This window comes from Rothia sp. CCM 9417, assembly GCF_048513575.1.
GTDB lineage: Bacteria > Actinomycetota > Actinomycetes > Actinomycetales > Micrococcaceae > Rothia.
Map to the genome: position 1 here is coordinate 1 of NZ_JBLXXT010000005.1, position 18,833 is coordinate 18,833.

16 protein-coding genes are annotated in these 18,833 nt (G+C 54.2%); 1 reads left to right on the top strand and 15 read right to left on the bottom strand.

The features are described 5' to 3' along the window. Positions 1-458 precede the first annotated feature (458 nt). The 12 genes from tyrS to ACN082_RS06950 all read right to left on the bottom strand — a co-directional run bounded on the left by tyrS (position 459) and on the right by ACN082_RS06950 (position 15,392). Positions 459-1,763, bottom strand: a complete 1,305-nt coding sequence (tyrS, locus tag ACN082_RS06895) for a tyrosine--tRNA ligase (RefSeq protein ID WP_419100122.1) — start codon at positions 1,761-1,763, stop codon at positions 459-461. A 128-nt stretch (positions 1,764-1,891) separates the two neighbouring features. Continuing rightward, positions 1,892-4,213, bottom strand: a complete 2,322-nt coding sequence (locus ACN082_RS06900; RefSeq protein ID WP_419100123.1) for a HelD family protein — start codon at positions 4,211-4,213, stop codon at positions 1,892-1,894. Between the two features lie 149 nt (positions 4,214-4,362). Beyond that, positions 4,363-4,914 (bottom strand): adenine phosphoribosyltransferase, encoded by a 552-nt coding sequence (locus ACN082_RS06905; RefSeq protein WP_419100124.1) that lies wholly within the window; start codon positions 4,912-4,914, stop codon positions 4,363-4,365. A gap of 219 nt (positions 4,915-5,133) precedes the next feature. Next, the gene (locus ACN082_RS06910; RefSeq protein ID WP_419100125.1) at positions 5,134-6,459 is read right to left on the bottom strand and encodes a DUF2254 domain-containing protein; all 1,326 of its coding nucleotides are present in this window, start codon (positions 6,457-6,459) and stop codon (positions 5,134-5,136) included. A 71-nt stretch (positions 6,460-6,530) separates the two neighbouring features. Continuing rightward, positions 6,531-7,973, bottom strand: a complete 1,443-nt coding sequence (gene argH, locus ACN082_RS06915) for an argininosuccinate lyase (protein ID WP_419100126.1) — start codon at positions 7,971-7,973, stop codon at positions 6,531-6,533. Between the two features lie 183 nt (positions 7,974-8,156). Further along, on the bottom strand, positions 8,157-9,359 hold the full coding sequence (locus ACN082_RS06920) for an argininosuccinate synthase (protein ID WP_419100127.1): 1,203 nt from the start codon (positions 9,357-9,359) through the stop codon (positions 8,157-8,159). Between the two features lie 167 nt (positions 9,360-9,526). Then, positions 9,527-9,925 carry a hypothetical protein gene (locus tag ACN082_RS06925; protein ID WP_419100128.1) on the bottom strand — a complete coding sequence of 133 codons (399 nt, stop codon included), beginning with the start codon at positions 9,923-9,925 and terminating at the stop codon, positions 9,527-9,529. A gap of 977 nt (positions 9,926-10,902) precedes the next feature. Continuing rightward, the gene (locus ACN082_RS06930) at positions 10,903-11,310 is read right to left on the bottom strand and encodes a hypothetical protein (protein ID WP_419100129.1); all 408 of its coding nucleotides are present in this window, start codon (positions 11,308-11,310) and stop codon (positions 10,903-10,905) included. A gap of 52 nt (positions 11,311-11,362) precedes the next feature. After that, positions 11,363-11,749 carry a hypothetical protein gene (locus tag ACN082_RS06935; protein ID WP_419100130.1) on the bottom strand — a complete coding sequence of 129 codons (387 nt, stop codon included), beginning with the start codon at positions 11,747-11,749 and terminating at the stop codon, positions 11,363-11,365. Between the two features lie 783 nt (positions 11,750-12,532). Further along, the gene (locus ACN082_RS06940; protein ID WP_419100131.1) at positions 12,533-12,952 is read right to left on the bottom strand and encodes a hypothetical protein; all 420 of its coding nucleotides are present in this window, start codon (positions 12,950-12,952) and stop codon (positions 12,533-12,535) included. Between the two features lie 174 nt (positions 12,953-13,126). Then, a complete protein-coding gene (locus ACN082_RS06945) occupies positions 13,127-13,558 on the bottom strand; it encodes a hypothetical protein (RefSeq protein ID WP_419100132.1) in 432 nt (143 codons plus the stop codon). A gap of 277 nt (positions 13,559-13,835) precedes the next feature. Continuing rightward, complete coding sequence (locus ACN082_RS06950) at positions 13,836-15,392, bottom strand: AMP-binding protein (RefSeq protein WP_419100133.1); 1,557 nt, start codon at positions 15,390-15,392, stop codon at positions 13,836-13,838. Between the two features lie 164 nt (positions 15,393-15,556). On the opposite strand from ACN082_RS06950, the gene ACN082_RS06955 reads away from it, so the two are divergent. Beyond that, a complete protein-coding gene (locus ACN082_RS06955) occupies positions 15,557-15,955 on the top strand; it encodes an ankyrin repeat domain-containing protein (protein ID WP_419100134.1) in 399 nt (132 codons plus the stop codon). A 96-nt stretch (positions 15,956-16,051) separates the two neighbouring features. Here ACN082_RS06955 and ACN082_RS06960 read toward each other — a convergent pair whose 3' ends face one another. The 3 genes from ACN082_RS06960 to ACN082_RS06970 form a co-directional block, all read right to left on the bottom strand. Then, positions 16,052-16,531, bottom strand: coding sequence for an arginine repressor (locus ACN082_RS06960; RefSeq protein ID WP_419100135.1), 480 nt, complete (start codon positions 16,529-16,531; stop codon positions 16,052-16,054). A gap of 2 nt (positions 16,532-16,533) precedes the next feature. Further along, positions 16,534-17,520, bottom strand: a complete 987-nt coding sequence (gene argF, locus ACN082_RS06965) for an ornithine carbamoyltransferase (protein ID WP_419100136.1) — start codon at positions 17,518-17,520, stop codon at positions 16,534-16,536. Between the two features lie 89 nt (positions 17,521-17,609). Next, a complete protein-coding gene (locus ACN082_RS06970) occupies positions 17,610-18,827 on the bottom strand; it encodes an acetylornithine transaminase (RefSeq protein ID WP_419100137.1) in 1,218 nt (405 codons plus the stop codon). Between the last annotated feature and the right edge of the window lie 6 nt (positions 18,828-18,833).

The window sequence follows — 18,833 nt, forward strand, 5'->3', positions numbered from 1 at the left end:
CTTAATATCATTTGCAAATCATCTTTGCGTGACGATAACCACAAGTTGTTTTTGATCTACCGAATTCTCATTCACTATCCCAATTGGCTACATAAGCAACCGAACTTGTGGTGCGCTATTCAATTAGACGGCCTTGAGCAAGGTTCCCCTCGCCGCGGCGACTGGTAATACTTTACGCAGGTTTTTCACACTCTGCAAGTCAAGAAGGCCTCAAAACCGCCCATCGGGCACCGAAACCCACCCAAGCTACCAGTGTTTTGCCAAGTAAATACTGATTTATAAATTTTTCCAAAAATTTTTCAGCTAGCAACTTTCAGGCCACTTTTAGGTCACCTGGAACCTCCACCAAACAGGTTTGGCCTTCTACCGCTGCCCTAGAAAGACAAAAACTGCCTGCCCACCAAGACCTCAAGGGCCCCAGTCAAGTGTAGGCAGTTTCTTTCAAGACCCAGAACTTACTAGGCAATTTCAACAACAGCCATGTTCTTCTTGCCTCGGCGGATAACAGCATACTTACCGAGCAAGAGATCCTCCTGGGCCAGCCTAGCATCTTCGCCCTGAACCTTGACGTTATTGATTGCTGCACCTCCCTCTTTGAGAGTACGGCGGGCTTCACTCTTAGAACTAGATAAACCGGTCTTAGTCAGAACGGTCACCATATCGAGCTGGTCCGCGGACACAAGAGCGTGCGGAAGCTCAGCAGTAGCGGCTCTCAAAGTTGCTTCATCAAGAGCTGCGAAGTCGCCCTTACCAAAGAGAGCCTCGGAAGCCGCGATAACTTTCTCCGTAGCTTCAAGACCATGAACCAACGACGTGACCTCGTAAGCCAAAGTCTTCTGAGCCAAACGCTTGAAAGGTTCCTCTTCAACAGAGCGCTGAAGTTCAGCAATTTCATCGCGAGTCTTGAAGGTGAAGACCTTGAGGCGGTCAGCCACATCGGCATCGGCAGTATTCAGCCAGAACTGGTAGAAGGCGTAGGGTGAGCACATCTCGGGATCAAGCCAGATAGCGTTGCCCTCAGACTTACCAAACTTAGTGCCGTCAGAGTTAGTAATCAGGGGGGTCCCCAGGGCGTGAACGCTCTTGCCCTCAACCTTACGTACCAGCTCAGTACCGGAGGTCAGGTTGCCCCACTGATCAGAGCCACCGCACTGCAAAGACACATTGTAGCGGCGGTTGAGCTCCAAAAAGTCATTGCCCTGCAAAATCTGGTAGGAGAACTCAGTGTAGGAGATACCCTCATCAGAGTTCAGGCGCTTGGCCACAATCTCCTTCTTAATCATGGTGCCCACACGGAAGTTCTTACCGATTTCACGAAGGAAGTCGATAGCCGAAAGCTGACTAGTCCACTCTAGGTTATTCACCATGCTGGCAGCGTTCTCACCCTCAAACGAAAGGAAACGCTCAATCTGGCTACGCAGACGCTCAACCCAACCCTCCACAACATCGCGTGAATTCAAGACACGCTCAGATGTCTGACGGGGATCACCAATGAGACCGGTAGCACCACCCACCAGGCCAAAAGGTTTGTGACCAGCAAGCTGAAGGCGACGCATCAGCAGAAGCTGAACCAGGTGCCCCAGGTGCAAAGAAGCAGCGGTGGGATCATAACCGATATAGAAGTTGACGGTCTCCTCAGTCAGCGCTTTTTCAAGGGCATCCTCATCGGTACTGACGTGCACAAAGCCACGCCACTTCAATTCCTGCCAAATATTCTCAAAGGAATCGTCATTGTGCTGAGCTGCGAGAGTCTCTTCAGACACGGTTACTCCTGGTTAGTCATCAATAAAACGGTAGAAACTACCACCTCCAACCGTACCAGCTCAGTAGCCCAAGCACAGAAGTAGCGGGCATACTCAGCTGGCACGAAACTAAGAGGTGGCGCGGCAAGCTAATCTGCCAAGGGCTCCAAACCGGCAGGAAGCTCAGCACTAGCAATAAGCTTCAGACGCTGGGTGGGGCGGGTCATCGAAACATAGAGGTCACCAACCGAACCATTAGCGGCCCTAATAATATCCATTGGCTCAACAATAATGACGCTGTCGAACTCCAAGCCCTTGGCCTCCCACGGGGTCAGAATCAGCACCTGATGTTCCAAGGCTGAGGCACTTGTTCCCAACTTGCCCCGGTGCTCCTGCGCCAAAGCCAAGGCAGTCTGCTGATATTTGCCTTCAGCGACAATTACGCCAATCAGACCGCCAGCGGCCTGCTCAAGTTCCTGGCCCACAGCATCAAGTACCGACGGCAGAAGCTGGTCCTCCCCCACAATCTCAGCGGTAGGTGCCCAGCGGCCTTGGCGCACAGCCTTCGGAGCAGAAATACACAAACCAGCCGCCTGCGCTACAGCAACAGCCGCATCGGAAATCTGCGCCGGTGTTCGGTAGTTCACCGTTAGCTCCTCCAAGGTAAACCGCTCCCCCACAAAGGGTTCAAGGGCTCCTGCCCAAGAAGTAGAAGCCGCCGCAGACGAAGCCTGCGCGATATCGCCCACAACCGTGAAGGACTTCATGGGGCAACGGCGCATCAGCAAACGCCACTGCATCGGGGAAAGCTCCTGAGCTTCATCCACCACAACATGGCCATAAGCCCAGGTCCTATCAGCCTGGGCCGCGCGGGCTGCGGTCATACGCTCACCGCGTTCCTCGTTCAGCTCCGCAATCTGCTCAGCAGTCACCACGCCATCAATTCCCATATCAGCAAGTTGCTGGTCAACGTTTTCCAGTGCCTTACGGGCATTCTCAAGGTTAGCCTGGTGGGCAGCCTCGGCTCGGGCCATCTGGGCCGCACCTGCGACCTGGGAAAAATCACCCAGCAACTCGGCGGCCTCATCCAGAAGCGGGACATCCGCCTCGGTAAAAGGCGCGGACGCAGGCCGTGCCAGTACATCGCGCTCCTGCCGGCTCAAAATACCGGCAGTTGCACTTTCAAGGTAATGCGGCTTGGAATACAGAGAACGTACCAGAGTCTCTGGTGATAAAGGCATCCAGGCAAGGTTAAGGGCGCGACGGACATCCATAGAACCTCGAACATCATCCTCAAGATAGGGACGGTCCACAGCATGGCCGGCTGCACGGTCCAGAGTCTCGTTCAACTGTGCGGTCAGCTCTTTCAGCAAGACCTTGACAAAAGTTTCGCGCGCCTGGTTATGAGGCTTACCGGTTGAGCGAGCGGTAGCCCTGGCCTGCTTGACCATAGCCGGAGTCAGAACAAGATCAGTAGAATCCACCGCCAGCCTGACCGGCTGATCAGGAACTTTCTGGCGGTCAGAGACAGCTTTTTTGAGCACCTCAGCCATGCGCAAATCGCCCTTGACCCCTGCGGCGCCAGGATCTTTTTCGGGGACAGCCTTAATCCCCGGGTAGAGGGTAGCCAACGAAGACATGACCACCCCGGTCTCACCGAGCGACGGAAGGACACGCTCGATATACCACATGAATGAAGCAGAAGGACCAACCACCAAAACACCCGCGTTATTCAGACGCTCCCGGAAGGTGTACAGCAGATAAGCCGCACGGTGCAAAGCCACCGCTGTCTTACCGGTACCCGGCCCGCCCTGAACTACACGCACCCCGGCCAGGTCAGCACGGATAATAGCGTCCTGCTCAGCCTGAATGGTAGCCACAATATCGCCCATACGGCCGGTGCGCTTACGATTCAAGGCCGCCAACAAAGCGCCTTCCCCGTGGAGCGATGCTTCAGCACCCTCATCGAGCATGGACGAATCCAAGACATCGTCCTCAAATCCGGTTACTTGACGGCCTTCCAGCATCAGATGGCGGCGACGACGCACCCCCTGCCGGTTAAAAGCTGTGGCCTGGTAAAACGTACCGGCCTCCGGTGCGCGCCAGTCAATGAGCAGCCGTTCGTGCGCATCGGTGGCTAACCCAATCCGACCGATATAGCGCTGGCCACCTTCATCAAGGTCAAGACGGCCAAAAGCTAGACGATGATCAACCGCGTTGTACTGGGCCAGCCTGTCCTCGTAATGCTGGGCATAGGCATCTCGCTCAGAACGGTTCTGGTGGCTTCCAACAGCCTGATCCTTACGGGTATTTTTGAGTTTGCGCTCGTTAATCCCCCGTAGCTCGTCCAGCCGCTCATAGAGCCTGGCGACATACATGCGTTCCCCCACGAGCTCCTTCTCATAAGCCTGTTCAGCTAAAGCATCCTGGGAGCGATCAGTGGTGTTTTCAGTCAAGGCGGCACCCTCCATGGCAGGTAATTTCAGGCCCTCAATTCTACCCCCTCGCCCAGGCCTCACCAAAGCAAGGCCATAAAGGTTGACAGTTTGCCCATGCCCAAGCCCCGCTCCCCCTGCATGATGCTGGGGGAACGGGGCTAAAGCTATGCAACCTTATTCGGTTATTCCGAGACCAGTGAAAGAGACTCAAGACGGTGCGGAGCAAGAATCTCACGCCCGCCCAGGCCATCAAGCTCAAGGAGCACACCGATACCGGCAACCTTAAGGTCGGCCATCTTCATCAGGTGAGTAGCCGCTTCAAGCGTGCCACCGGTTGCCAGCAGGTCATCCACGATGAGAACACGAGAACCGGCAGGGATGTCGTCCTTATGAATTTCGATAGCCGCCTGGCCGTACTCCAAGGAGTATTCCTTCATGTAGGTATCGCGCGGTAGCTTACCTGCCTTACGAACGGTCATCACACCGGTCCCTGCAATGTAGGCAATGGCGGAAGCCATCAAGAAGCCGCGCGCTTCAACGCCGGCGACGATATCAAACTGCCCCTCAAAACGGGCTGCTATTTCTTCCATCGAAGCGCGGAAAACCTGAGGGTTAGCAAAAAGGGTGGTCACATCGTAAAAGAGGATGCCCTCTTTGGGATAGTCCGGAATTTGCGCACAAGCAGCGGGAATCTGCTCCGCAAGGGGCAGTGAAGAATCCACCAGCTCAATCATAAAAAATCTAACACCTTATACATATCAGCAGGGGGTACCTAGGAACCAGTGGCCAAGAAGCCTATTCCACAGGCCAGCACCCGTTTCTTAGGGGTACCCGCCAAGACTACCCCAACCATGAGTTAAGCCAGAAAGGGAGCTCAAGAAGCCGAGCTAGAAAAGCTCACCTGACCAGCTAGCCACTGGCTAGACGATTCACAATAAGTATACGCACCCACATTAAAACTGTTGCTGAACTATGTACCTATCATAGGCGGACAGCACCAAATCCAGGGAATGTGGCAGAGGCTCGGTAGCCCGGAAATACTCCACTATCACCGCAGCATGCCATCGAGCCCGCGCAGTAGCCTGCTGATCAGAGCCCAAGCAAATAATTTTTCCAGCCATCTTGAGCAGGTCGATCAGGCATTGCTCATGATCTAAAGCATAGGACCGGAAACTATCAAAAACGAGGTCGATTAACTCCGCTGCCTCCACCGGCAGGTAACCGACACAAGCTCTGCCATCGCAGATCACCGTGTTAGGAGCTGGCGACTGCTGGGCGGCACGTACCAGCCCAACGGTTAATTCATGGGTAGAGTCCGTCAGCGTGAAAGGGTCGTTGGTGCCCGGTGATAGGGCGCGTACCCCCAGCTCAACAATTTGCCCCTGGACAAATCGAATATCATTGTAATCGGTTCGAGAGTCCCCCAGTGAGCAAATAGCCTGAACGTCGGACTTCATCTTTTCTAGGGTTTCTGGTTCCAGCTCTGTATCAGAAAAAATCCATGCGATCCTTTGGCCCTCCACCAAGTGATCACCGGCCCTGACCAGTAGGCTGACAAAAGCCTGACTATCCTTAGTTTTCTCGGCAAGGACGACAGGCTCGATATCAACTACATAGCCACTATCAGAAGTGCACACCGGGTAGGAATAAGGCCAATTACTTCTCTCATCCTGACGAACACAAGTAGCGCTGCCCTTTTCACCAAACTCATTATTGCGGTCAATCAGCTTCATATACTTACTCTGAACCGTTGTAGCAATAGTGCTGACCTGGATACCAGAGGCAATGTGGTTAATAAAATAAATGAGCACCCCTACACAGGCAAGTGCCAGAACCATCGAGAAATTCACGGCAATATGAGGAACAAAAGACTGCCCACTCACCGAGTTGTCAGCCCCCTGGACACTTCTCATCACCAAGAGACAGTACAAGAATGTTGAGGTGAAGGTTCCTAGAACCACCTGGTTGCCACGGTCAGACATGAAGTTTCTGACCAGGCGGGGGCCAAAGGAACTACTAGCTGAACTCATCACAGAAATAGTGATAGAGAAAGCCATGGTTGCAACAGAAAGAACCGTTGACGCGATCGAGGAAAGAATGCCGCGAGCACCTTCAGGGCCCACCGTAAAGAAGAGGAGGGTGGCATCTGCCGGCCCGTAGCCCATGGCCTGATCCAAGGCAACCAGGATTAAGGACAGGCCAATACCGCAGACAATAAAGATAGACGGAACCATGATGAAGGAATCACGGAAGGCTCTCAGTCGATCAATTAAATGCAATTTTTCTCCCAAGCTCATGATAAAGGTTGCCGTAACTCCTCATCAGGCAGCTACGACAGTGACTCTTTAGCTTAGCTGATGAGAGTCTGACGCTGAGCAAAGATGCGCTGGGGTTCCAGTTCATGCTTAAGAGCTTCCAACTGTTGCGCCACAGCAGAAGGCGCAGTACCGCCCTGGGCGCTACGCGAATTCAGGGAACCCTCAACAGTCAGGACCTCACGAACACCGGCATGCAGATGGGGGGAAATTGCCCGGTACTCTTCATCGGTCAAATCCCACAGCTCACAGCCCTTAGTCTCGCAGACCTGCACAGCCTCACCAGCCAGCTCATGAGCCACACGGAAAGGCAGGCCCTCACGCACCAGCCACTCAGCAATATCGGTAGCCAGAGCAAACCCCTGGGGTGCAAGCTCAGCCAAACGATCAGTGTTAAAAGTAAGAGTAGCAATCATGCCAGAGACCGCAGGGAGCAGAACTTCAAGCTGGTCAATAGCGTCAAAGACTGGCTCCTTATCCTCCTGTAAATCCCTGTTATAGGCCAGCGGTAGCGCCTTAAGGGTTGCCAGCAAACCGGTCAGATCACCAATCAGGCGGCCAGCCTTACCGCGAGCCAGCTCAGCGATATCGGGGTTCTTCTTCTGCGGCATAATCGATGAGCCAGTAGAAAAAGAATCGTGCAGGGTCACAAAGGAAAATTCCTTGGTCGCCCAGAGGATAATCTCCTCAGAAATACGCGAAATATCCACCGAAATCATGGCCGCAATCCAGGCGAACTCGGCGTAAACATCGCGTGAGGCAGTACCGTCAATAGAGTTATAGACCGCAGAATTGAAACCCAAATCAGTGGCCACGGCCTCAGGGTCAAGACCCAGGGATGAACCAGCCAGCGCACCAGAACCGTAAGGCGAAACAGCTGCACGCTTATCCCAGTCCAGCAGACGGTCCAGGTCACGCGAAAGAGCCCAGGCGTGAGCCAGAAGCTGATGAGACAGTAGCACCGGCTGAGCGTGCTGCAGGTGGGTGCGCCCGGGCATGGGCGCGAAGGGGTGAGCCTCAGACTGCCCGATAAGAGCATCAATCGTTGCCAGCACACCAGTGGCAATAATCGATGCGTGATCGCGCAGGTACATACGCCCCAGGGTAGCAATCTGGTCGTTACGGGAACGGCCGGCGCGGAGCTTACCGCCCAGGTCTGTACCGGCACGCTCGATCAGCCCCTTCTCTAGGGAGCCATGAACATCCTCATCGGTTTCTGCCGGAACATAAGCGCCAGAACGCACATCAGCTTCAAGCTGGTCAAGCGCGGCAATCATGTCGGACAGCTCCTGCTCGGTCAGCAAACCTGCCTTGGCCAGAACACGAGCGTGGGCACGGGAACCCGCAATGTCGTAGGGGGCTAAACGCCAATCAAACTGGGTTGATTTGGAGAGAGCCGCGAGAGCTTCAGAAGGCCCGCCGGCAAAACGGCCGCCCCAGAGGGCTCCGTCATTGGTTCCATGCTTTACATCAGTCATGAGGTTTTCCTGTTCTGGTGAAGTCAAAAAGTCTAAGTGCACAAAAGGTGCAGGAGGTCGCGCTGACTGCAAGCTGGCAGGGTCTGGCCTGAACCGGGGTGAGCGCCCCGCGCAAGAACCGCGAGAGTCAGCTTGTAGCAGCGCGTTCACTGCACCCAGAGCTGGGGGGGGGTATTCCTCGTCTTAGAGGCCTAGACGCTGGTCACGGGCTGAAGCGACCTTAGAAGACAGGCCGAAGAGCTCGATAAAGCCGCGAGCCATGGACTGGTCGAAGCTGTCGCCCTCATCGTAAGTTGCCAGGTTGAAGTCGTAGAGGGAGGTCTCGGAGCGGCGACCGGTTACTACCGCGCGGCCTCCGTGCAGGTCCATACGGATTTCTCCGTTAACCATTTTTTGGGTGTCGTTTATGAAAGCGTCAAGTGACTTCTTGAGGGGTGAGAACCACTGGCCGTCGTAGACCAGCTCGGTCCAGCGCTGGCCCACGGTCTTCTTGAAGCGGGCCTGCTCGCGCTCAATGGTAACGTTTTCCAGCTCCTTGTGAGCCGCAATCAGGGCCATGGCACCGGGAGCTTCGTAGATTTCTCGGGACTTGATGCCCACCAGACGGTCTTCCACGATGTCAATACGACCGATACCCTGGGCCCCGGCGCGCCGGTTCATGATCTCGATAGCCTGCAAAGGGGTAACGGCCTGACCATCAATCGCCACGGGGATACCTTCCTTGAAGGTAATGATGACGGTGTCGGGGGTGGGCGCGAAGGTGGGGTCGTCGGTGTAGTCGTAGACGTCCTTGGTAGGGCCATTCCAGATGTCTTCGAGGAAGCCGGTTTCTACCGCTCGGCCCCAGACATTCTGGTCGATGGAGAAAGGGTTCTTCTTAGTAGTGGCAATCGGCAGGTTGTTCTTCTCTGCGTAGTCAATTGCCTTTTCGCGGGTCAGAGCAAGATCACGTACGGGTGCAATGCACTTGAGGTCGGGGCCAAGGGTCTGGATACCCACCTCAAAGCGGACCTGGTCATTGCCTTTTCCGGTGCAACCGTGAGCAACGGTGCTCGCGCCGAACTGCTTTGCTGCGGCGACCAGGTGCTTGGTGATGACCGGCCGGGAGACGGCAGAAACCAGGGGGTAAGCGTCCATGTAGAGGGCGTTTGCCTTCAAGGCGGGCATGCAGTAGTTTTCAGCAAACTCGTCACGCGCATCTGCCACGTAGGCTTCGACTGCACCGCAGTCAAGGGCCCGCTGGCGGATTGTTTGGAGATCCTCGCCCCCCTGACCTACGTCTACCGCAACGGCGATAACTTCGGCACCCGTTGCCTCTCCAATCCAGCCGATGGCAACTGAGGTGTCGAGGCCGCCTGAGTAGGCCAGAACAATCCGCTCTTTCATGGTGCTCCTTGATAGTTGTTTGAGGGTGCGGGGATTCCACACATCTATAAATAATTATGCACTCTTAGACATAATTATTCAAATATTTTTGTGTGCGGAGCACGCACTGTCACTCTTCCCCAGCTACCAGTGCTTCAGAACCTAGAACCAGGAGATACCCCGCATGGCTAGAACCGATACCCATACCCCAAAACATAATCACCCTCAGCAGGCAACTGAAAAGGAGGAAAAATGAGAGTCACAACTTCGCCTTGATACCGGTTAAGCTCATCAGCCATATCCTGATAAGACTTCTTCGGAGCAATAACATAATCTATATACACAGTCCCTGAATCCTGGGTACTCACCTTCAGTTGGGTGCTCGAGGTCGCAAGCCCACCGGTACCACTACGACTATTGAGCACTTCAGCAGAAATCAGGGTGCAGTCTTTATCTACTGTATAAGAACGCCTGTACTTCTCATCCAAGGGAACACCCACAAAAATCAACGCACCGATCAATAGGGTAATCATCGAAATCACCAATTCTATTAGCCCCCAAAGTACTAAATGTACCTGAGCCGCCACTCACCGAATTCTTACACCCTTCCTTTAAGGCGCCTTCCCAGCTCAAATTTTGATCCTGAGGTGCCACAACATAACTTGCCATACAGGTAAGAGCATCGCCACTTCGATCTATCGCAAACCCATTCGCAGCCACCAATCCCCTATCAAGAACATTTGCGCTAGGCGAGACAGTACCAAGAGCTCTCTGTCGTAAAGGCCTAATCCGCGGCGAAACCACATCAACACCAAAACCCGCACCCGTAGCACGAACATAACCACCCACAGTATGCTCCTTAAAATCACCCCACGCATACGCCAAATTATTACTCGTCACAATAGAAGCGACACACTGAACCGTCTGACCCGCCATCGACCGCACAGCAGCACCACCATCATCAAACCCAGCAAAAACAAAGACGACGGCACCCCCACGCACCCAAACCGAACACACAAGAACACCGCCCACACTGCCACACCAAACAAACCAGAAACCTACCGGTACCGACCTAAATCCAGAACCACACCAACAAGCAGATCACTACTCAACAGGACCAGAAAACGAAAAAACCTCCCGCTGACCCCAACTCTTCAAACTAGTCTCACCAATCATAAACTCATACCTCTTACCCGACTCAAGATAGACTCAATCTCTCCCTCACTCACACCCTAGAGACCCTTACCCTGAGCCCCCTTCAACTCCCTATACTTAGTCCACCCCACATACAGGTGAATAAACAAACCCCACGACGCAAAACCCTGAACAGCAGACAAGGGTAGGAACTGCATACAAATAAAAGTACCCGCCGCAACCACCAGAAGCCCCAGCAGAAAATACACCACCAAAAACTTCACCGGACTACCAAGAGACTGCCCCAAAACATTAGACAAAGGAACATTAACACCGTCCATAACAAGACCCGTGAGAGCACCCAGTAACATAAAAACCCCTAAAAAAATAAACCCACACACTAAACCAAATGCACAGGCATAAACCAAAACTAATCAGAAGACCCAAAATTCACAGGAGAACCATCAGCCTCCTTAATATCCTGAATATTATGATAATTACCGTATAAAAGATACTTATTCACCACAAAAATATACTTCTTACCCACCACCAAACTATCCGTCGTCTCCTCCATACCCACACCATCCAACACAGGACGATAAAGCATCAAGGTCCCACACTCCTCCGTCACAACAGACGAATCAGGGCTCGACACACCAGCCTTTCCCGAACCACGCATACGCCAGACGGTCGAGGCAGACTTCACGGTACAGGTCATCTCCTGGGTATAGTGCGAATCCGTATACCGTTTAACAGGAGTCATGAGCACAAGCAAAAGAACCACACCCACAAAATAAAAGCTCCATGCTTCCCTCAGATGACTAAAAACCTTTTTCATCAGCACCCCCTACCTTCTCCGAAAAACAGGACGACGAACATCCAGAAGCCAGCTACTGCTCAGGAATAATCACATACTCAGCAGCTGTATTCCCCGGATTCCACGATAAAGGACCAATCATAAAAACCAGCTTCTGCCCCTGATACTGGTTCACCAAATCAATATTCTTCAACAAATCATTGGTGCCACCCTTAACCTTATAGGTAATAATAGGGCCACACTCAAGAGTTTCAATCCACATCTTGTTCTTCGTTGAAGCAACTCTTGACCCACTCCCGCCTGCGGAAAACCTCGCCGATTCAACAGTACATTCCTTTGGCTCAGCATAGTGAAAATTTATATAGTCAATAGCTGGAACACTCAGAAACATCAGCAATAAAAAAATTCCAAAAAATGCACCCCAGAGAATTTCTTTACGAGTCCATTTCCTCTTTTCCATCTATTTCCCTCTCCAGCCACTGCGCCGCCTTACTCTCTGCTAAGTCTACCCAGCTACCCCAACAAGGCAGATGACTACTCAACAGGACCAGAAAACGAAAACACCTTCCGCTGGCCCCAAGTCTTCAAACTAGTCTCACCAATCATAAACTCATACCTCTTACCCGGCTCAACCCGGCTCAGCGTAGACTCAATCTCATCCTCACTCACCGGCATATAAAGCCCACCACAGTCCTCGGTCGAAAAAACAATATCGTCCCGCGACGAGCTATACCTCACACCGCTTGAACTCCTAGACTCATGCTCAGCAGACTCAACCGTGCACACCAGAGGCACCTGATGCGAACGATCATAAATTTTCCACCGCCACAGATAATAAAATGGTGTTCCAATAATCAAAGTAATCACGAGAATAATAAGAAATAAACCCGGGTAATTGATTTTCTACGGTATCTCACCGGACTCAGCCGACTCACCTTTATTTTTCTTTTGGCTCATCACTATCAAACCCCTCCTCAGCAGCAAAACCAGTCGCACTCACCGCCACACCACTAGCACCAGCAATCATAGACCTCTGACCACAAGAAGCAGATGAACCCATAGCATGCAACTGATCCGTCGCAGGCCCCCTCATAGGAGCAGACACCAGAGCAGAACTAGCAAAACCCTTACCAAAACAAAGATGACGGCACACCACCAGCACCCAACACACAAGGACACCGCCACCACTACCACAAGGAACAAACCAGGGGCCTACCAACCCAAAACAAGACCCCAAACACACCTACCCCCGAATCGGAAAACCCTCCAACTCCACAGCACGAGCAGTATAGTGCCCCACATACAAATAACTCACCCGAAACCGCAACCGCTCACCCCGATGACGATTCAACTCATCAGCCAAATCCTGAGCACTATCAAAACCCTCATTCTGCATTTTTGTAAAAAACACCAGCCCACACTCCTCAGTCTCAGTATTCACACCCTGCCATGAAGAAGAAGACCGCAAACCGCCCCCACCACTGACAACCTCAGCACCCACAACAGTACAATCAACCGTCCGATAAAAATGCAGGTTACCAAAGTAATAAGCAAAAACAACAACCCAAAAAGTCCACACACACCGCATAAAAATCTTACGCCCTCGAGGACCTAAACTACCAGCCCCAGACTTACCACCACGGTCTTGATCAACAACAGCCACACAAACCACCTCTCCAACTACCCACGAGCCTAACCAAACCCCAGCAACACACCAAAAGCCAACACAAACTAACCGGCCAGCACCACACCCAAAACGACGGCGGGGGAGCCCCCACGCACCCAAACCGAACACACAAGAACACCGCCACCGCTACCACACCAGACAAACCAAGGCCTAACGGCCCAAATCAAGACCCTCAAAACCCACAACATCAGTAGCAGCAAACGGAGTCTGCCACACCCCAACATCCACCGTCACCCGCTGACCAGCAAGAGCATCAATACGCTCAGCAACCTCAACACGCCTCAACCCATGACGATCCCCAACAAACCTCAAATCAGAACAATCAGGACTCTGAATATAAATATTCGACGACGACGAATATGACCTCACACCACCACTTTGCACAGCAACAGCAGTAATAGTGCACTGTTTCTCATAATGAAAGGCACGGTTAACAGCACCAGAAAGAAACACATGCGCAAACCCATAAACCATCGGGCTAAAAATAAGCACCGCAACAACCCCAGCAGCAATCCTGCCGCCAAGAGTCTTCGCCCGCCCCACACCTTCCTGCACAGGCACAGAACCTACAGACTCACTCACCAGAACCCTCCCTCACACTCTCAACCATAACCCCCACAGACACCTGCACACCCGACGCACCAGAACCCAACAACCCTAGATCCCGCACAGCACCACCATCATCAAACCAACCGGCCGGCACCACACCCCAAAACGACGACAGCACCCCTGCACCCCAACCCGAACACACAAAAACACCGCCGCCGGCCCCAAGCTTCTTGAGCTACCACCAGCTAGAAAGTAAGGTTCTTTTCAATCAGCGCCCCGCGGCCTCAGAGCTACTACTCCTGAGCAGTCATTAGCCCTCTAAAACTATAGTCCCAGCTAGTTCACGCTTAAGTATTTTTCCGGTCGGACCCAGCGGTAGCGACTGCCGCACTTCATAGCGACGAGGCCGCTTATAGGCTGCCAATTCTGCACGGGCCAGAGCATCAAGGGCCGCCACCAGTTCACCCATCTGCGCTTCATCAAGCTGCTCATGCGGCACAATCACAGCCACGACCTCCTCACCTACCCGGGGGCAGGGAACACCCACGACCGCGGCCTGCCTGACCCCAGAATGGATGTCGAGGACATCCTCGATCTCGCGCGGATAAATGCTATTTCCATTGCGCAGAATCATGTCTTTAAGACGGTCAACAATAAAGATATTGCCCTGCTCATCAATTTTTGCCACATCCCCGGTCGCAAACCACTCCCCCTGCATCACCTGCTGTGTTGCCTGGGGGTTGTTCCAGTAGCCAGCCATAACATTTGGGCCGGCAACCCAGAGCTCACCGGGCTGGCCCGCGCCAAGTTCTTGCCCCCTGCTATCAACAACTTTGACACGCACCCCGGGAAGAGCACGACCCACCGACCCGATGAGCAAGCCAAACTCCGCACGATTAAAAGCCACCACGGGAGCAGTCTCGCTTAAGCCATAGCCCTCATAAATGGGAAAAGCTAAGATCTGCTCAATCTGCCGGTGAACAGAGGCGGGTAAAGCTGCCCCGCCAGATACGCCAAACCGGATAGTCCCCCGCAACTGGGCGGCCAGGGCAGGGTCAGTAGCCAGATAGGCGGCCCAAGCCCCATACATGGTTGGCACCGCGGCATAAACCGTGACCCCGGCGCTCGCGCACAGTTGTGCTGCTCCCCCCGGTGTGAACTGCGGAAGCAGAGCGACGCTTGCACCGGCCGCAAAGACTGCATTCATGGACACCGTTTGACCAAAAGCGTGAAAGAGCGGGAGCCCGCCAAAAATAGTGTCGTCCCCCCTAAACCCAAAAACCTCTGCGCAGGCACGGGCGTTGGACAGCATATTCGCATGGGTTAAGGTCGCGCCCTTGGGGGCACCCGTCGTCCCCGAAGTGTAGAGCAGAACAGCGGGCGCGTCCAGGTGCACGGCTCTAGGCTCCCAGGGGCCTACCCTAGGAGCCGCAAAATCAAAGCCCAGACCAAGAATCTCAATCTTTAGCTCGCTGCCCAGGTGCCGACCGGTCTGCTCAGCTTGATCAGCAACCCGCGTGCCTTCGCCGGCGATCAAGAGCTTCGCACCAGAATCTTCAAGCTGGTATACAACCTCTCGTGAAGAGAGCAGAGGATGAAGCGGAACCGCAACAGCTCCCAAGGATACAAGAGCGTAGTAAAGAATAACCATCTCGGGAACATTCGGCAGAGCCAAAGCAACCCGGTCACCAGCAACTAGTCCCCGAGCTTCAAGCCAAAGCCGAGCCTGCCCAGTTCTTATGACAAGCTCCGCGTAGGTGAGCCCACCGCCTGCCCAGGTTAAAGCCACTGACTGGCTCTCAGCCCGGTCTGTGATCAGCGATGCAAGATTATGCTGTGCGGCTACGGCCTTTGCTGTGTGTGTCATAGATTCTGGTTACTTTCAGGTGAGCAGGAACTGGTAGCACACAATCTATTTTCCCACACCCGGCCATTCATTAAACTCCCTGTGCCCGGCAGGCCGCAAGAGTTGGCTGGTCCTGCACCCACCTGAGCTTGCTAACTGAAGCTCTTTTCTGAGAAAGTGAAGCTATGACAGTCCCAGATTCAAACCTGACCGATCAGGAACTAGAATTCCTCAATTCAGTTTTTGACTTGGCACGCGAGAATAAACCGGTAGCTCTCAAGTCTCTTTTTGACCAGGGGGTGCCTGTAGACCTCACCAACGCCAAAGGCGATACACTGCTCATACTCGCGGCCTACCACGAGCACACCGACATGGTCCAGTTACTCATCAACGAAGGCGCTGACCTTGACCGGCTCAATGAACGAGGTCAAACTGCTTTAGTCTGTGCAGCCTTCCGCAACAACCTTCCCATTGCCCGTATGCTACTGGATGCAGGGGCCGATGAGACGCTTGGCTCCCAGACACCAGCTCAGGTCGCTGAATTCTTCGACCTGGAAGAGATGAAAAAACTTTTCTCCTCATAAGATCCCACCACTTTACCAGCACCTCAGTAGACACAGGGGCGGTAGCTAGCGCACTACTAGCTACCGCCCCACTCTTTGGCAGACACCGTCACCAGGCTAAGCCGCCCACTCCAAGAACAGCGAAGCTGCCGCTTGACCTCCCTGCGGGTCCCTGGTAATCACCATGACGGTGTCATCACCAGCGATAGAGCCTAGAAGAGGTTCCAGCCCGGCTTGGTCAATAGCAGATGCCAGGAATTGGGCCGCCCCCGGCGGGGTTCTGAGAATCACAAGGTTGGCTGAAGCTTCGGCTGTAACCAGGAGTTCCTTAAAGAGGGAGACCAAGCGGGCATCGGGGCCGTCCTGAGAGCTACGGCGCACCGGGTGGTTAGGAACCGCATAAATGAGGCCAGATTTATCGTCACGCACTCGTTCAGCGCCGATCTCTACCAGATCGCGGGAAAGAGTAGCCTGGGTAACCTTGAGACCGTCGTCTACCAAAAGCTGGGCCAGCTCAGATTGCGAGCGCACGCGGTGCGTTTGAAGCACCTCGATGATTCGGGCTTGTCGGGCTGTTTTTGTGGATGGGATTGCCATGATTACTTCTCTTCGTTGAGGGTTAAAGCTACTGATGGGAGCGCTGTTCGTCTATCTTCTGCCAGGCCTGATTCGACCAGGAGGAAGGTCATGAGAGCCTTCTGAGCATGCAGGCGGTTTTCCGCTTCATCGAAGACAAGGGATTGGGGGCCATCGATAACGTCTGCGGTGACTTCATAGCCACGGTAGGCCGGGAGGCAATGCAGGAAGATTGCTCCGGGGGCGGCTTGTGCCATGGCCTTGGCATCGACGGTGTAGGGGGCAAAGATGCGGGTTCGTGCTTCTTTTTCGTCTTCTTGACCCATGGACACCCAGGTGTCGGTGATTATGACATCGGCACCAGAAAGGGCTTGGGCCATATCGGTAGTCACGAGAACTGACCCACCGGTTTCGGCGGCTCGTTGCTGGGCTTCCTGGGCGATTGCGGGAGCTGGCAGGTAGCCTTCGGGGCCTGCAATGCGCACGTGCATGCCGGCGGTTGCGCACCCCAGGAGGTAGGAGTTAGCCATGTTGTTGGCGGCATCGCCAAGATAGGTCACTGTTTTGCCAGCCAGCTGGCCCAGGTGCTCACGGATAGTGAGCAGGTCAGCCAGAATTTGGCAGGGGTGGTAATCATCGGAAAGAGCGTTGATAACGGGTACGCGGGAGTAGCGGGCCATTTCTTCCAGCCCGCTCTGAGAGTAGGTCCGCCACACGATGGTAGAGACCATACGGGAGATGACCTGAGCGGTGTCACAGATAGATTCCTTGTGCCCGAGCTGGGCTTCACCGGGGTTGACGATGAGCGGGTTTCCGCCCAGCTCTGCCACGCCAGCGTGGAAGGAAAAGCGGGTGCGGGTAGAAGTCTTGTCGAAGATGACGGCAACTGTCTGCGGGCCAGCTAGTGGCTTGTAGCCGTAGCGGTTAGCTTTCATGGCTGCTGCTAGGTCAAGAACGCGGGCTTGTTCATGCGGGTTGAGGTCGGTGTCTTTGAGGAAGTGGCGGACCATTGGCTCTCCTTGGCTAGCGTGGCGGTCAACGCCACAGAGTATCAATTATATGCATATTTTTTGATACTTATGCATTTGGGTGAATAGTGTTAGAGCTTACGTGCCTGAGCAAGAATTATGGGGAACTCAGCAGTGAATTCTGCCAGTTCTTGATCGGTAATCGTCAGAGCCGGCGCGATACGCACGGTGCGGGCATCTGGGGCGTTTACAATGAAACCCGCTGAACGAGCCGCTATCACAAAGGCAGGAGCCAGAGGGTTGCCCTGCTCTGTTGCTGAGTCTGTAAGAACAATCCCAATCAGTAAGCCATCTCCGCGGCTTGTTGCTACCCCGGGGACCTGCTCAATAGCTGCGCGGAACCGGGTTCCACGCTGGCTGGCAGCCTCAAGTAAACCTTCATTTTCAATGGCCTGCAAGGTCGCTGTTGCCGCTGCGGTGGCCAGGGGATTACCGCCAAAGGTCGTTCCGTGCATACCTGCTTCTAGGGTCTGGCCGGCATCAGGCCCAACAGTGAGCACCGCTCCAATAGGGAAGCCGCCGCCCAGCCCCTTAGCCAGGGTAATAACATCGGGTAGCTCTTGCCCCGTCAGTTCACGCGAGTGGGCAAACCAGCGACCGGTGCGACCCATACCGGTCTGGACTTCATCGACCATGAGCAGGGCACCGGCTGACCGGGTGAGTTCCCTAGCACGCTGGAGATAGCCTTCGGGCAGGGGCAGGACACCGGCTTCCCCCTGAATAGGTTCAACGATCAGGGCCGCGACATGATCGGACAGGTTCTCTTCGAGAGCCTCTATAGTAGCGGGGATATGTTTGATGCCAGCTGGTAGGGGTTCGAAAGGCTCACGGTAGGCAGGCTTGTGAGTCAGCGCCAAAGCGCCCAGGGTACGCCCGTGGAAACCGTGTTCCAGAGCCAGAATGGTGCCCTTACCCCGGACGTTACCGTAGCGCCGAGCCAGCTTGTAGGCGGCCTCATTGGCTTCGGTACCCGAGTTGCAGAAGAATACCCGCCCGTCCTGCGCCCCCAGGTAACCCAAGAGACGCTGAGCCAGTCCCACCTGCTGCGGTGTGGTGAAGAAATTAGAGACGTGCGCTAGCTGAGCAGCCTGCTCGCTCACAGCCCTGACCCAGGCGGGGTGAGCATGACCCAGAGCATTGACCGCGATACCGCCCAAAAGATCCAGGTAGGTACGGCCCTCGGCATCTGTGACCCGCGACCCGCTCCCCCGCACCAATACAAGAGCGGGCTGGCCAAAGACCCCCAGCATGTCGTGGGCGTACTCAGTGATCAGTCTTTCTTGGGTCATGGTCCT